Genomic DNA, 14,670 nt, shown 5'->3' on the forward strand with positions numbered 1-14,670 from the left:
CCTCGTTGGGACGGCGCGGTGGGATGGGCGTTCAGTTGAAGCGCTCGGAGGAGAAGGGCGCTGATTGCCCATCGAGTTGCGGTTTGCCCTGGTGGTGTAGCTCTGGGCTTTTCGCCCACTGAGGCCGATGCGAAGAGGCCCGCATACCGCGGCTTTCGGGGGAGGCGCTGAAGGACGCGGCGCACTCCTGGGCCCTGGGTTTCATCGCGCCCCATGCCCTAACGCCGAAGTTGAGTCGGCCCCAACCTGGCGGCGCGAACGGAGGAGAAGGTGGATTGGAAAGATGTTACCTCAAAGGGAGAAGGTCAGGTTGGGGTCCGACCTCGAACGCTGGGTTAGGACCGGCGCGCGAATATTACCTCGTTGGGACGGCGCGGTGGGATGGGCGTTCAGTTGAAACGCCCGAAGGAGAAGGGCGCCGATTGATCCGAAGGGTACCGTAACGCTTGGTGATGTTAACCGGTTCGGTGACGCTCACTGAGATTGGCGCGGAGAAGCCCTCCCACCCTGGCTTTGCGGGGAGCCGCCTCATGACGCGGCGCACAACTGGGCCCATGGGTTCCTGCGCCCCCAAGGCCCTAACTTAAATTGGGCCAACCTTGAAAAGTGATCCTGGTTGGCCTAACCGTGAAGGGGGTTGGGTAGACGCTGATATGCCTTGAATTCTAGCTAGTGGTGCGGGCTTTGGCGTACCAAAAACGTTCGGATCAAGATTATCTCGCCCAGTTCCACCACGGCCAATGGGTCCCCCCCGGTGCCAGGTCGAAATGGTGAACCCCGGCGGTTTAAGGAATGAAAGGAAGATAACAAGATAAAGAATTTAGCATTTTGCTTCGGGGGTTCGTCGCCTAGAATCCCGGGATGGAAAAGGCCCAGGCTCCAGGGAAGGCTCCCAAACTGCTGGACCGGATGCGGGCGGAGATCCGGGTGCGACATTACAGCCTGCGGACGGAGGAAACGTACGTCGCGTGGGCGCGGAGGTTCATCCTCTTCCATGGGAAGCGGCATCCGGCGGACATGGGGGCGGTGGAGGTGGAGGCGTTCCTGTCCTTCCTTGCGAGCGGAAGGGGGGTGGCGGCGGCCACGCAGAATCAGGCGAAGGCCGCGTTGCTGTTCCTCTACAAGCATGTCCTGGGCATGGACCTGCCTTGGCTTTCGGGGGTGGTGCAGGCGAAGGTGCCGCGGCGGCTTCCCGTGGTGCTGACGCCGGGGGAGGTCCGGGTGCTCCTTGGCAACCTGGACGGGATCGCGGCCCTGGTGGGGCGCCTGCTGTACGGGACCGGGATGCGGCTGATGGAGGGGCTCCGGCTGCGGGTCAAGGATCTGGAGTTCGAGCGGGGGGAGATCGTCGTGCGGGAAGGGAAGGGGGGCAAGGACCGGGTGACGGTGTTGCCGGAATCCCTGAAGGGGGCGCTGAAGCGGCAGCTGCTGGTGGCGGAGGGGCTCCATGCCCTGGATCTGGAGGAGGGGGTGGCGGGGGTCTGGCTTCCGGATGCGCTGGCGGAGAAATGCCCCATGGCGGCGACCTCCTGGGGGTGGCAGTGGGTGTTCCCTTCGCCGGTGCGGTCCAGGGATCCGCGGGGGGAGGCCCTCCGGCGGCACCACATCCACCCGGAGAGCGTCCAGAAGGCCTTCCGCATCGCGGGGCAGCGGGCGGGTCTGGTCAAGCCGGTGACGCCCCACACGCTGCGCCATTCCTTCGCCACCCACCTGCTCCACGCGGGGCAGGACATCCGCACCATCCAGGAGCTCCTGGGGCACAAGGACGTGGAGACGACCATGATCTACACCCACGTGCTGAACCGCGGGGGCCGGGGCGTGACGAGCCCGTTGGACGAGATTTAGAAGAGGCTGACGCCGTCCATTTCCGCGGGCTGGTCCATGCCCAGGAGCTTGAGCAGGGTGGGGGCCACGTCGGAGAGGGCGCCGCCGGCGCGCAACTGACGGGCCTCGAAGCCCTTGGCCACCAGGACGGCGGGGACGGGGTTGGTGGTGTGCGCGGTGTGGGGGTTGCCCTTCTCGTCGCGCATGCATTCGCAGTTGCCGTGGTCGGCGGTGACGAGGAGGGCGCCGTCCTTGGCCAGGGTGGCGGCGGCGATCTGGCGGATGGCGTCGTCCACCACGGCGCAGGCGGCGCTGGCGGCGTTGAGGTCGCCGGTGTGGCCCACCATGTCGGGGTTGGCCAGGTTGCACACCAGGAGGCGGTGCTGGCCGGCCTCGATGGCCTTCACGAGGCCGCGCACCACCTCGTGGGCGCTCATCTCCGGCTGTAGCTCGTAGGTGGCCACCTTGGGGCTGGGCACCAGGACGCGCTCCTCGCCCGGGAAGGGCTCCTCCCGTCCGCCGTTGAAGAAGTAGGTGACGTGGGCGTACTTCTCGGTCTCGGCGGTGCGAAGCTGCTTCCAGCCGCGTTCGGCCACCAGCTCCCCCAGGATGCGGGTGAGGTTCTGGGGCGGGTAGGCCACCTCGACCAGGGGTGCGAGGTCGGTCTCGTAGGCGGTGAAGGTGACGAGGCTCACCTTGGGCCAGACCGGGCGGGGGAAGCCGTCGAAGGCGGGATCCACCAGGGCGTGGCTGAACTCCCGGGCGCGGTCGGCCCGGAAGTTGAAGAAGATGGCGCCGTCGCCGTCCTGCAGGGGCTCGAAGCCCGCGAGGCGCGTGGGGCTGACGAACTCGTCGGTCTCCCCCCGGTCGTAGGCGGCCTTGATGGCCTCCTGGGCGTCGCCGGCCTGGAATTCGCCCACGCCCTCCGCCAGGAGCTTCCAGGCGCGCGCCACGCGCTCCCAGCGCTTGTCGCGGTCCATGACGACGTAGCGGCCCATGAGGGAGCCGATCTGCACCAGGGGGCAGTTGCGCAGCTGGAAGGCCAGCCACTGGAGGTAGCCGTCGGCGCTCTTCTGCTCCGTGTCGCGGCCGTCCAGGAACGCGTGGATGACGGTGGGGACCCCTTCCGCCTGGGCCCACTGGGCCAGGGCCACCAGGTGGTTCTGGTGGCTGTGCACGCCGCCGTCGGACACCAGGCCCAGGAGGTGGAGGCGCTTGCCGGAGGCCTTGAGGGAGGCCAGCAGCCCGCCCATGGCGGGGTTCTCGCGGAAGGTGCCCTTGCGGATGGCGGCGTCGATGCGCGTGAGCTCCTGCCACACCACGCGGCCGGCGCCCAGGTTCATGTGGCCCACTTCGGAGTTGCCGAACTGGCCCTCGGGAAGGCCCACGGCCTCGCCCCCGGCGTTGAGCTGGGTGGCCGCGAAGCGCCGGCGCAGGTCGGACAGGTTGGCCATGCCCGCGACGAAGGTGGCGTCGAAGGCGTTGCGGGGACCATCCCCGAAGCCGTCGAGGATGAGGAGGGTGACTGGACCTTGGATCATCGGGGTTCCTTGCTGGACTTCAGGCCCAGGCTCCGCCTGGGCCTGAAGTGGGGGTGTGGGGGGACGGAGCGCGAACGCCGTTCGCGCGCGGTCCCCCCGCGGTGGGATCAGGGCACCTGCTCCCCGTGGGGGTTGCAGAGGAGGAACAGGACCGCCATGCGCACGGGAACGCCGTTGGTGACCTGGTCGAGGATGAGGTTGTTGGGGCCGTCGGCCACTTCGGAGGTGATCTCCACGCCGCGGTTGATGGGGCCGGGGTGGAGCACGGCCACGTCGGGGCGGCAGAGCCTGAGGCGCTGGGCGTTGAGCTGGTAGAAGCGGACGTATTCGCCCTGGCCGGGGATGAAGGCGCCGGTGCCCCGCTCGAACTGGCAGCGCAGCATCATGACGGCGTCCTGGTGGGGCAGGATGGGCTCGAGCTCGTGGACGATCTCGATGCCGGGCCAGGTCTCCTTGAGCTCCGCCGGCACGAGGGTGGGGGGGCCGACCAGGGTCACGTGGGCGCCCATCTTGGTGAGGAGCCAGAGGTTGGAGCGGACCACCCGGCTGTTGCGGATGTCGCCCACGATGGCCACCCGCAGGCCGTCGAGCCTGCCGAAGCGCTTGCGCAGGGTGTAGGCGTCCAGCAGGGCCTGGGTGGGGTGCTCGTGGGCGCCGTCGCCGGCGTTGACGATGCTGGCCTTCATGTGGCGCGCCAGCAGGGCATGGGCCCCGGGGGCGGAGTGGCGCATGACGATCAGGTCGGGGTGCATGGCCTGGAGGTTGAGCGCGGTGTCCACCAGGGTCTCGCCCTTGCTGAGGGAGCTGGTGTCGGCGTCGAAGTTGATGATCTCCGCGGACAGGCGCTTCTCGGCGATCTCGAAGCTGTTGCGGGTGCGCGTGGAGTTCTCGAAGAAGAGGTTGACGATCAGGCGCTTGCGCAGGGCCGGGACGATCTTGATCTCGGGGCGCTCGCAGACCTCCTCGAAGGCCCGGGCCTGGTCGAGGATGGCGGTGATGTCCTGGGGGCTCAGGGGCTCGATGCCCAGCAGGTGGCGGTGGGGGAAGCGGTAGGTCTGGGGCATGGCTAGTTCCGGCTCTCGAGGAGGACGGCGTCCTCGCCGTCCACGTCCTTCATGTGCACCGACACCCGGCTGGTCATGGGCACGTCCATCTTGATGCCCACGAACTCGGCCTGGATGGGCAGCTCGCGGCCCCCCCGGTCCACCAGGACCGCCAGCCACACCCGCTTGGGGCGGCCGTGGTCCAGCAGGGCGTCCAGGGCGGCCCGGATGGTGCGCCCGGTGAAGAGCACGTCGTCCACCAGGATCACGGAACGGTCCTTGAGGCTGAAGGGGATCTCCGTGGGGCGGACGATGGGGCTTCCCGCCAGTTCGGACAGGTCGTCCCGGTACAGGGTGATGTCCAGGACCCCCAGGGGGATCTCCTTCTGGAGGTTGGATTCCAGCATGGCCTGGAGGCGCTCGGCCAGGTACAGGCCCCGGGTGCGGATGCCCAGGAGGGCGATGGCGTCGTCGCTCCCGAACAGGGCGGAGATCTCGCGGCACAGGCGCTGAAGGTGGACCTCCATCTGCTTCGCGTCCAGCAGGCATGGGGCGTTCGCTTGGGGCATCGGGGGCTCCTGGGTGGTACCTCGGGCTCCAGTGTATCGGAACTGGAGGGGCGCCCCGGCGCCCCATAAGCGAAAAGCGGACGAAATGAGTTTGGTCACGGCCTTTGTTTGCTACCCTTTGGTTGAAATCGAAACAGCGGTGGACCGAAGGTCCCCAACGGCTGCAACCCACGGAGGCAAGTCATGGAAAACGTCATGGAAGCCAAGGCCCAGGCGGACCTTGGGACCCTCGAACCCGCCGGCCTCTGGAAGTACTTCCTGGCCCTGTCGAAGATCCCCCGGGGGTCCAAGAACGAGGCGGCCGCGGCCCAGTGGGTGGCTGACCAGGCCAAGGCCCTGGGCTGCACCGTGGTCCGCGACGCCGTGGGCAACGTCATCATCAGCAAGAAGGCCACCCCCGGCCGCGAAGGGGCGCCCATGACGGCCCTGCAGGCCCACGTGGACATGGTCTGCGAGAAGAACGAGGCCACGCAGCACGATTTCCTCAAGGACCCCATCGCCCTGCGGCGGGACGGCGACCGCCTGATGGCCACGGGCACCACCCTGGGCGCGGACAACGGCGTGGGCGTGGCGGCGGCCCTGGCCGTGCTGGAATCCACCACCATCAAGCACGGGCCCCTGGAAGTGCTCGTGACCATCGACGAGGAGACCGGCCTCACCGGCGCTGGCGGCCTCGCCGAGGGCGTCCTCAAGGCCAAGTACCTCCTGAACCTCGACAGCGAGGAGGAAGGGGACCTCACCATCGGCTGCGCCGGCGGCGTGGACACCATGGCCACCCGCAAGGTCGCGCTGCGTCCGGCCACCGCGGGCAAGACCGCCTACCGGCTGAAGGTCCTGGGCCTCAAGGGCGGCCACTCCGGCGTGGAGATCCACCAGGGCCGCGGCAACGCGCTGCGCATCCTGGCCGGCGTCCTCTGGACCCTGGCGCCCCGCTTCGGCATGGAGCTGGTGTCCCTGGCCGGCGGCAACAAGCGCAACGCGATCCCCCGCGAGGCCTCCGCGGTCTTCCACATGGACGCGGCCCGCCTCGCCGAGTTCCAGGCGGCGGTCAAGGGCCTGGAGCAGGACTACCGCTCCGCCCTGGGCGCCTTCGATCCGGGCCTGGCCATGGAGGTCGAGCCCAAGGCCGACGCCCCGGCCCAGGTCATGGAGGACCGCGACGCCCGCGCCGTGGTGAACTTCCTCTACACCGTCGCCCACGGCGTCGAATCCAACAGCCCCGACATCGAGGGCCTGGTCCAGACTTCCACGAACCTCGCCATCATCTCCACCAAGGGCGACACCATCGAGATCTCCACCAGCCAGCGCAGCTCCATCGCCAGCGCCAAGCTGGACATGGCCAACCGCATCTCCGCCTCCTGCGAGCTCGCGGGCTTCACCGCCAAGCGCGGCGACGGCTACCCCGGCTGGAAGCCCGACCCCAAGGCCGCCCTGGTCAAGGTGGTCAACGCCGTGCACGAGAAGACCTTCGGCAAGCCCATGGCCATCAAGGCCATCCACGCGGGCCTGGAGTGCGGCCTGATCGGCGAGAAGTATCCCGGCATGCAGATGGTCTCCTTCGGGCCCAGCATGTGGGACGTGCACACCCCCGACGAGAGCGTGAGCATCGCCTCCGTGGGCAACTTCTGGAAGCTCCTGGTGGCCGTCCTGGAAAACGTCTAGGACGTCTCCGCCTCCCGGAAAGGGCCGCCTTCGGGCGGCCCTTTTCCTAGGCGGTGATCAGCGCGCGCACCTCGTCGTTCCCGAACTCGGAGGCGCACGCGATCACCACGGCGCAGTGGCCGGGCTGGCTGGGGGGGAGTTCCACCTTGGTGAGGAACTGGCCCTCGGCGTCGGTCCTGCCGGTGGTGAGGGTGGTGGCCTTCTTGAGGCTGGAGATGAGGCGGACCGTCACGTCGGCGCCGGGCACGGGGTTCTGGCTCACGCAGAGCCGGGCGCGGATGCGGATCTGGAACAGGCCCCCGAACTTCGGGAGCATGGGCTCGTCCAGCACCATCTCGAGGGTGTCGGTGTCGCCTTCCTGCTGGAGGTACTCCAGGATGGCCTGGTCCAGGGGCTTGTCGTTGAAGACGCTGCGCTCGGCGAGGAGGGGGTCGTTGGGGGTGGCGTCGTACTTGCCGTTCTTGATGTCGCGGATGACCGACTTGTGCTGGTCGTCCATGCGGGCCTGGATGGCGCTCTCCTGCAGGGGGACCTCGGCCAGCAGGTCCTCGTAGGTGCCCCGGTAGCTGTCCAGGATCTCGCCGCCCACGTAGATGAGGGTCTCGATCTTGGGGTTGGCCAGGCCCTTGTCCTCGGTCTGCACGTGGAAGACGCGGTTGCCGTGGCGGACGTCGGTGTTGTAGCCGGTGATCATCGCGTCAGCCCCGGTGGAGCCGGTCCGCCAGCTCGGGCATGACCTCCCAGGCGATTTCCCGGAGGGCCTGGTCGCCCAACCGGGCGACCACGGCCTTGGCCAGGCGGTCCATGAGGACCGGGTCCGCCAGCAGGGCCGCGAGGGGATCGGCGGCGCCCGCGGCCAGCGGTTCGGGTGCCGCGGCGACCGGGATGGCTTGGGGAACGGCTTCGGGAACGGCTTCGGGGATGGCTTCGTGAACGGCTTCAGGAATGGCTTCGGGGATGGCTTCGGCAATGGCTTCAGGAACGGCTTCGGGAATGGCCTCCTGGGTGGCTTCGGGGGCGTGCACAGGCTCGGGCTCCGCCTCGGTGGGCTGCACCCGGTCCAGGAGGCTGACGGTGGTGGCCCAGGGGGGCACGGTCGCCTTGCCCGCCGCCAGGGGCGCATCGTCCAGGACGGCGAGGTCCTCCAGGTCCGGCACGTCGCCGATGTCGCCCAGCACGTCGGCCTCCGACACCTGGGTGAGGCGCGTGGGGGTCACGTACTCGGGGACTTCCGGCAGGAAGGCGGGGGTGGGGGAGGGGCCCTGATCCTGGTCCAGGAAACTGTCGGGGTCGAAGTCGCTGTGGGCTTCCATGGCCGCGGCGGCCAGGGCGTCCCCGGTGCGGGCGGGCTTCTGGGCGAAGGCCAGGAGCGTCTCGCTTTCGTCGGCCCAGTCCGCGGGCAGGTCCGGCGCGGGGGCATGGACGGGTTCGGGAAGGGGGGAGGGCTCGGCCTGTTCCGCGGTGGGCCCCAGGTCGGGCAGTTCGTCGGTGATCACGCCCAGCTCGAGGATGCCGCTGCCGTAGGCGTCCTCCGGCGCCAGTTCAGGGATGGCTCCGGCGTCCAGGACGGCGGGTTCCTCGGCCTCCGGGGTTTCCGGGGGGGCGCCCAGGCCCTTGAGGCTCTCCAGGTCCAGTTCCTCCAGTTCCAGCGACTCCATGGGGGCTTCGGGGGAGGGGGCCTCCTCCACGAAGAGGTCGGAGGGTTCCAGCAGGAGCAGGTCGGTCTCGGGCAGGGGGTGGTCGGAGAGCTTGAGGTAGGGAAGGGTCTCGAAGGTCCCGGTGGTGGCCTCGGGGGCCGGTTCGGGCGGGGGGGGCTCCACGGGGGTGGCCATGAGGGTCCGGACCCGGTCGGCGAGGTCGCGGAGTTCCACGGGCTTCTTCAGGAAGCCCTGGATGGGGGCCTTGCGCACGGTCTCGGGGTCCACCACGTCCAGCACGCCGGCCATCATGGCGATGGGCATGGTGGCGGTGGCGCCGTACTTGCGCAGGCGGTCCAGGAGCTCCCAGCCGTCCATGCCCTGCATGGTCGTGTCGAGGAGGGCCACGTCGAAGGAAACGCCCGTGGCCAGCAGGTCCAGGGCCTCGGCCCCCGAGGAGGCGCAGGTCAGCTCGATGTCCGTGGCGGTCAGGAGCGTCTCGACGATCTGGTGGATTCGCTGGTTGTCGTCCACGAGGAGAAGACGGGGCATAGGGAACCTCGGGATGCCGGATTGCGGGGAGGTGGCTGCGCTTACACTAACAGAGACCATGGAACATGGTATCTAACGTTTCAATGCGGTCTTCACGGACTTCAGTCTCGACGTGGGCTGGAGGCGCACCAGCAGGGCCCGCTCGCCGACCCAGACCCAGGCGGATCCGGTGAATTCCCTCAGGGCGATCTCGGGGCCGTCGGGGATCCAGCCCTTGACCGAGGCCCGCAGTCCCTTGGCTGTCATCCACTCCGGGCGGTAGGCGCGCAGGAGGGCCTGGCGCTGGCGTTCCGGCCGGAGCGACGCGGTGTCCTTGCCCCAGCGCAGGTCCCAGGTGGTGGCGGCCAGGTCCTCCCGCCACCAGGTCCAGGCGGGGTCGTAGTCCGGCCAGGGCGGGGTGTCCGCGGGCACTTCGGTCCAGTCGGCGCGGTCGAGGGGGGACGTCTTGCGCTGGGCGGGCTCGCCCTTGCGGCCGGGGACTTCCAGGGCCATGCGCAGGGGGGGGTGGGCCTGGAGCTGGCCCGGGCCGGTGGCCTCCCGGTGCCAGACGCCGTCCGCGAGGGTCCAGAGGGTCCACTGCCCGCCGCCGGAAACCCAGAGGCGGTCCCAGGCGGGGAACCACAGGCGGGAGCCGGGCTGCCAGGGCGTGAGGAGCCGCGCGCCGGGCAGGTCCTGGCCGTCGTCCCAGAGCTGCTCCGCGCGGGTTGACCAGCCCCGGGGCGGCGGGGGCAGGGCCTTCTCGTCCCAGGGGGCCAGGGTGCCCGCGGGACGCTCGGCCTCCGCGGGAAGCGAGGCCAGCAGCAGCGCGGCCTCGGGCTGCGGGGGGCGCAGGCCCAGGAGCACGGCGCGGCCGTCCCAGCTGAAACGGCTCCAGGGGCCGCTTTCGGTGGCCCACAGCACCCGGCCTTCGGGGATCTCCATCAGGCGGGTCTCGAAGCGGCCCTGGCCCAGGGTGAGGGTCACCAGGAGCCGGGTGCCCTTGGCGGGGTCCAGGCGCGCGCTGGCGATGGGGGCGTCGAAGCGGTAGTGGCGCCATTCCAGGCCGCGCCAGAGCGTCACCTCGCTGTGGCCGCCGGGTCCGTTGAGGGCGAGGCCCTGGTCGGCCAGGTAGGCCGAGGCGGGCTCCCAGGGCGTCCCGAACCCGCCGCCGTAGGGCCAGGGCTGCTCCTGGTCGGGGTCCTGGGCGCCCTGGAAGCGCGGGGTCCAGCCGTCCCGGAGGCGGCACTCGGCGAGGGTCTCGAAGGTGTCCAGGGTCTGTTCCACCGCCTCGGCCGCCACCACGGCGCCGCCCTCGCGCGTGGTGCGAGGAGCCTGTACGATGGCCAGGAGCATGAGCATCGCAGCGATGAACATGCTGGCGAATAGGTACCGTTTCGGGATCACCGCTAGGTCAAACCTCCTTGCACATGATGCAATCATTTGTGGATGGCCCGCCATGAAACATGCCGAGCACGTTGAAATCGAGATGAAGTTCCGCATTCCCGCCCTGGAGCCCGCGCGGCTGCGCATGGAGGCCTGCGGGTTCGCTCCGGTCCACGCCCAGGGCGGGGAGGTGAGCGTCCTGTGGGACCGGGACGGGGAGTTGCGCGGGAAGGGCTGCGCGCTCCGCCTCCGCCGCTACGGCGGGCGGGCCGCGCTCACCTGGAAGGGGCCGCGGGTCCCGGACCCGCTGCTGAAGATCCGCCCCGAACTGGAGACGGCGGTGGCTGACCCCCTGGCCATGGAAGGGATCCTGGCGCAGCTGGGCTTCAGCCCGGCCTTCGAGATGCGCAAGAGCCGGTCGGTGTGGCGCCGGGGGCCGCTGGAGGCCTGCCTGGACGAAACGTCCTTCGGGTGCTACCTGGAGCTGGAGGGAACACCCGAAGCCATCCGCGAGGCCATGGGCCTGCTGGGCCTGGAGGAGGCCCAGGTGGAGCCGCGAAGCTACGTGACGCTTTTCCAGGAGCTGGCGTGAGGGCCCTGGGGGCGGTCCTCCTGGCGCTCCTGGCGGCCTGTTCCCGGGAGGGGCCGGAGGGCCGGATCCGCAAGGCCTTCGAGGGCGCCCGGGGCGCCGTGGAGGCCGGGGACGCCGCCGGCGCGGCCGCGGTCCTGTCGCCCAGGTTCGCGGGGCCCGAGGGCATGGACCGGGCCGGGGCGCGGCTCCTGCTGGCCGGGGTGCTGGGCCGGGAGAAGGTGGGGGTCACCGTGCTGTCGCAGAAGGTGGAGGTGCAGGGCACGCGGGCCGTGCAGTCCCTGCAGCTGGTCCTCACGGGCCGGGCGGGGGGCGAGCTGATTCCCGGAGACCGGGCGCGCAGGGGCCTCACCCTGCGCTGGGAGCTGCGGGACGGGGCCTGGCTGGTGCGGGAAGCCCAGTGGGACTACTGAGCCTCTTTGCGCCTGGATAGGTGGGGGGTGGTCTTCTCCTGCTCCAGCGCCTTGCGCAGGCGGGGATGCCTGAGCGCCATGGGCCAGAGCTCGTGCCCGGCCTGCCGGGACTCCCGGATGGCGAGGGAGCAGCCCCGGTAGTCGCCGGCCTCGTAGAGCGCCGCGATGCGCAGGGCGACGGCGCGCTCGTTCTCCGGTTGCCGCTTCACCAGGGCGTCCAGGAAGGCCAGGGCTCCCTTGGGATCCGTGTCCAGGGCCCGGTCGGCCTGGTCCAGGGTGGCGTAGGACCCGCCCTTGGCCGGGGGCGGGGCGGGTTCGGTCTTGGGGGGCTCGGCCGGGGCCGTCTCGGCCGTGGCCGGGTCCGTGGCCGGAGGTTCGGGCGGGGGCTGCACCGGGGGGGCCACGGGAGGCGGCGCCACCGGCTGGATCACCACGGGGGCCGGGCGGTGGCGGCGGTGGCGGAGCCAGAGCCAGCCTCCGCCGGCGACCAGGGCCGCCGTGACCGCGGCCACGCCCAGGTAGAGCCAGGTGTGGGAGGCGGGCGCCTCCGGCCCCTGGGCGGGCTTCCGGGCCTTCTCGGGCATGGGCAGCAGGCGGGTGTTGGCGTCCTTGACGGCCTTGTCCTCCGCAGGGTTCCACCAGGGGTCCCGGGCCGCGCGCAGGGCCTCAGCCAGGGCCTCGGCGCCGGGGTAGCGCGCGGTGGGGTCCTTGGCCAGGGCCCGGGCCGCGACGCCCGCGATGGCGGGGCTGATGCCCGCGAGGCGTTCCGGGTCCAGGGGGGCGGGCTCCTCGTTGACGATGCGGTGGAGCACCGTGGCGGTGGTCTCGCCCCCGAAGGGCGGGTAGCCCGCCAGGGCCTCGTACAGGATCGCCCCCACGGCGAAGAGGTCGGACCGGGCGTCGGGCTTGCCGGACTGGACGCACTCGGGGGCCAGGTAGCCGAGGCTGCCCGGCAGGGCGCCGGCGGCGGGGTCGCTTCCGGCCAGGCGCGGAATGCCGAAGTCCAGGATCTTGGCGGTGAGGCGGCCCGCGAAGCGCGTCAGGCGGATATTGGCGGGGTTGATGGCCCGGTGGAGCACGCCGCGCTGGTGGGCGAAGGCCAGGCCGTCGCACACCTGGGCCAGGATCTCCAGCAGTTCCCGGGGGGGCAGTTCTCCGGAAGCCATGAGCCTGCCCAGGTCGTCGCCGGGCACGTGTTCCATGACCATGAAGAGCGCGCCCTGCTCCTCGCCGTACTCGTGGATGGCGACGAGGTTGGGGTGGTGGAGGCGGCCCGCGGCCTCGGCCTCCCGGAAGAACCGGTCCCGGGCGTCGGGGGAGGCGGGGGCGGCGCGGAGGATCTTGATGGCCACCTCCCGCCCCAGCAGGCTGTCCCGGGCCAGGAAGACCTCGCCCGTGGCGCCTTCGCCAAGGCTTTCCAGGATTTCGAATTTGCCTATGCGGCGGGGGGTGTTCGTCATGGCTGCCTCAGGGTTCCATGGTCGCATGGTCCAGGAGCCACGCTTCGTCATGGACGGGAATGCCCAGGGCCAGGGCCTTGGCGAGCTTGGAACCGGCCTTCTCGCCGGCGATGAGCAGGGTGGTCTTGGGGGAGACGGCGGAGGTGACCTTGGCGCCCAGGCGCTTGAGGAGGGTCTCGGCCTCCTCCCGGCCCAGGGTGGGCAGGGTTCCGGTGACCACCGCCACTTCGCCGGCCAGGGGCAGCCCGGCGGTCTCCCGGGGGGCGCTGGGGGCCGGGGCGATGCCCAGCGCCGCGAACTGGGCGGGCAGCGCGGGATGCAGGGCGGCGAAGGCCTTGAGGGCCGCGGCGACCTTGGGTCCCACCTCCTCCACCGCCAGGAGGCGCTGCTCCTCGGCGCCCCACAGGTCCGCGAGGGTGGGGAAGGCCTCGGCGAGGAGCTCGGCGGTGCGGGCCCCCACCATGGGGATGCCCAGGGCGTGGATCCAGCGGGAAAGGGGCTTGGTGCGCGCGGCTCCCAGGGCCTCCAGCACGTTGCGGGCGCTCTTCTCGCCCATGCGGTCCAGCCCGGCCAGGTACGCCAGGCCCTGCTGGGGGTCGTCCAGGAGCGTGAACACGTCCCAGGGCTGGGCGAAGCGGGGGGCCAGCTGTTCCACCAGCGCGTCGCCCAGGCCCTCGATGTCCAGGGCGGCGCGGCTGCCCAGGTGCTGGAGCCGGGCGGTGATCTTGGCGGGGCATTCGGGGTTCTGGCAGCGCCAGGCGACCTCCTCGTCGGAGTCCTTGCCCACCGCGCCCGCGCACACGGGGCAGGCCGCGGGCACCTGGGGCTCGGGGGCGCCTTCGGGCAGCGTGCCGGGCACCACGGCCACCACCTTGGGGATGACCTCGCCCCCCTTTTCCACGAAGACCCGGCAGCCCACCCGCACCCCCAGGCGCGCGAGCTCATCGGCGTTGTGGAGGGTGGCCCTGCGCACCGTGGATCCGGCCACCTCCACGGCTTCCAGCTCCGCCACCGGCGTGAGCTTGCCGGCGCGGCTCACCTGCCAGGTGATGCCCAGGAGGGTGGTGGTGGCCTGGAGCCCGGGGTACTTGAAGGCGATGGCCCACCGGGGCACCCGGTCCGTGGTGCCCAGGCGCTCCTGCAGCTCCAGCGCGTCCACCTTCAGGACCACTCCGTCGGTGTCGAAGGGCAGCAGGAGCCGGGCCTGGGCCTGGCTCTCGATGAACGCCAGCATCTCCTGGAAGGTCCCCTCGGCGTGGGCGGGCATGCGGTTGAACCCCCAGGCCGCGAGCTGGTCCATGCCCCGGCTGTGGTGGGCCGCCCCCGGGAACTGCCAGGGGAGGAAGGAGAGCCGGCGCTCGGCGGTGATGCGGCTGTCCAGCTGCTTCATGGTGCCGGCGGCTGCGTTGCGGGGGTTGGCGAAGCGGGCCTCGCCCCGGGCGTCCCGCTCGCGGTTGAGCTCCTCCCACCGGCGGCGGGACAGGAACACCTCGCCCCGGACCTCCAGGGTGCCGGGCGCGTCCCCGGGCAGCGTGAGGGGGATGTCGGCGATGGTGCGGGCGTTCTCCGTGACGTCCTCGCCCTCGTCCCCGTTGCCCCGGGTGACGGCGCGGACCAGGGCGCGGTCCTCGTAGAGGAGCGAAAGCGAGAGCCCGTCCACCTTCAGCTCGGCCGAGTAGCGCGGTTCGAGGCCGGCGAGGCCCTTCCGTACCCGCACCTCCCACTCCCCGAGATCCTCCGCGGAATAGGTGTTGTCCAGGCTGAGCATGGGGGTGCGGTGCGTGGCCTTGCGGAACGAATCCAGGGGGGCGGCGCCCACGCGCTGGGTGGGGCTGTTGGGGTCGGCGAACAGGGGATGCCGCGCCTCCAGGTCGCGCAGCTCCCGTTCGAGGGCGTCGTACTCCGCGTCGGAGAGCACGGGCTGGTCCAGGACGAAATAGCGGCGGCGGTGCTCCAGCACCTGGGCGGCCAGTTCCTTCATGCGGGTCTGCGGATCGGCGGTCATGGCTGAATTCTAG

At 70.8% G+C, this 14,670-nt stretch carries 12 protein-coding genes; 4 read left to right on the forward strand and 8 right to left on the reverse strand.

Going from position 1 to position 14,670, the window contains the following annotated elements; translation table 11 throughout:
- Nucleotides 1-861: 861 nt before the first annotated feature.
- The gene (locus tag ACZ5LB_RS17740) at nucleotides 862-1,845 is read left to right on the forward strand and encodes an integron integrase (protein WP_464603532.1); all 984 of its coding nucleotides are present in this window, start codon (nucleotides 862-864) and stop codon (nucleotides 1,843-1,845) included.
- Here ACZ5LB_RS17740 and gpmI read toward each other — a convergent pair.
- The 3 genes from gpmI to pyrR all read right to left on the reverse strand — a co-directional run bounded on the left by gpmI (nucleotide 1,842) and on the right by pyrR (nucleotide 4,977).
- Nucleotides 1,842-3,365 (reverse strand): 2,3-bisphosphoglycerate-independent phosphoglycerate mutase, encoded by a 1,524-nt coding sequence (gpmI, locus tag ACZ5LB_RS17745; protein ID WP_464603533.1) that lies wholly within the window; start codon nucleotides 3,363-3,365, stop codon nucleotides 1,842-1,844. The genes ACZ5LB_RS17740 and gpmI overlap by 4 nt on opposite strands.
- Before the next feature lie 107 nt (nucleotides 3,366-3,472).
- On the reverse strand, nucleotides 3,473-4,429 hold the full coding sequence (locus ACZ5LB_RS17750; RefSeq protein ID WP_464603534.1) for an aspartate carbamoyltransferase catalytic subunit: 957 nt from the start codon (nucleotides 4,427-4,429) through the stop codon (nucleotides 3,473-3,475).
- A gap of 2 nt (nucleotides 4,430-4,431) precedes the next feature.
- A complete protein-coding gene (pyrR, locus tag ACZ5LB_RS17755; RefSeq protein WP_464603535.1) occupies nucleotides 4,432-4,977 on the reverse strand; it encodes a bifunctional pyr operon transcriptional regulator/uracil phosphoribosyltransferase PyrR in 546 nt (181 codons plus the stop codon).
- A 183-nt stretch (nucleotides 4,978-5,160) separates the two neighbouring features.
- On the opposite strand from pyrR, the gene ACZ5LB_RS17760 reads away from it, so the two are divergent.
- Entirely contained in the window at nucleotides 5,161-6,639 is a 1,479-nt protein-coding gene (locus ACZ5LB_RS17760) for an aminoacyl-histidine dipeptidase (protein ID WP_464603536.1), read from the forward strand.
- 46 nt (nucleotides 6,640-6,685) lie between these two features.
- On the opposite strand, the gene ACZ5LB_RS17765 is transcribed toward ACZ5LB_RS17760, so the two are convergent.
- The 3 genes from ACZ5LB_RS17765 to ACZ5LB_RS17775 form a co-directional block, all read right to left on the reverse strand.
- Nucleotides 6,686-7,333, reverse strand: a complete 648-nt coding sequence (locus ACZ5LB_RS17765; protein WP_464603537.1) for a hypothetical protein — start codon at nucleotides 7,331-7,333, stop codon at nucleotides 6,686-6,688.
- A 4-nt stretch (nucleotides 7,334-7,337) separates the two neighbouring features.
- Entirely contained in the window at nucleotides 7,338-8,828 is a 1,491-nt protein-coding gene (locus ACZ5LB_RS17770; RefSeq protein WP_464603538.1) for a response regulator, read from the reverse strand.
- A 72-nt stretch (nucleotides 8,829-8,900) separates the two neighbouring features.
- On the reverse strand, nucleotides 8,901-10,181 hold the full coding sequence (locus tag ACZ5LB_RS17775; protein ID WP_464603539.1) for a hypothetical protein: 1,281 nt from the start codon (nucleotides 10,179-10,181) through the stop codon (nucleotides 8,901-8,903).
- A gap of 82 nt (nucleotides 10,182-10,263) precedes the next feature.
- On the opposite strand from ACZ5LB_RS17775, the gene ACZ5LB_RS17780 reads away from it, so the two are divergent.
- Complete coding sequence (locus ACZ5LB_RS17780) at nucleotides 10,264-10,782, forward strand: class IV adenylate cyclase (RefSeq protein ID WP_464603540.1); 519 nt, start codon at nucleotides 10,264-10,266, stop codon at nucleotides 10,780-10,782.
- Entirely contained in the window at nucleotides 10,779-11,192 is a 414-nt protein-coding gene (locus ACZ5LB_RS17785; RefSeq protein WP_464603541.1) for a nuclear transport factor 2 family protein, read from the forward strand. The genes ACZ5LB_RS17780 and ACZ5LB_RS17785 overlap by 4 nt, the downstream gene beginning before the upstream one ends.
- On the opposite strand, the gene ACZ5LB_RS17790 is transcribed toward ACZ5LB_RS17785, so the two are convergent.
- Both ACZ5LB_RS17790 and ligA read right to left on the reverse strand, forming a co-directional pair.
- Nucleotides 11,186-12,652: a serine/threonine-protein kinase gene (locus ACZ5LB_RS17790; RefSeq protein ID WP_464603542.1), complete on the reverse strand. Its 1,467-nt coding sequence runs from the start codon at nucleotides 12,650-12,652 to the stop codon at nucleotides 11,186-11,188. The genes ACZ5LB_RS17785 and ACZ5LB_RS17790 overlap by 7 nt on opposite strands.
- Nucleotides 12,653-12,659: 7 nt before the next feature.
- Nucleotides 12,660-14,657 (reverse strand): NAD-dependent DNA ligase LigA, encoded by a 1,998-nt coding sequence (gene ligA / locus ACZ5LB_RS17795; protein WP_464603543.1) that lies wholly within the window; start codon nucleotides 14,655-14,657, stop codon nucleotides 12,660-12,662.
- Nucleotides 14,658-14,670 lie beyond the last annotated feature (13 nt).

The sequence above is a fragment of the Mesoterricola sp. MK458 genome, from assembly GCF_055384935.1.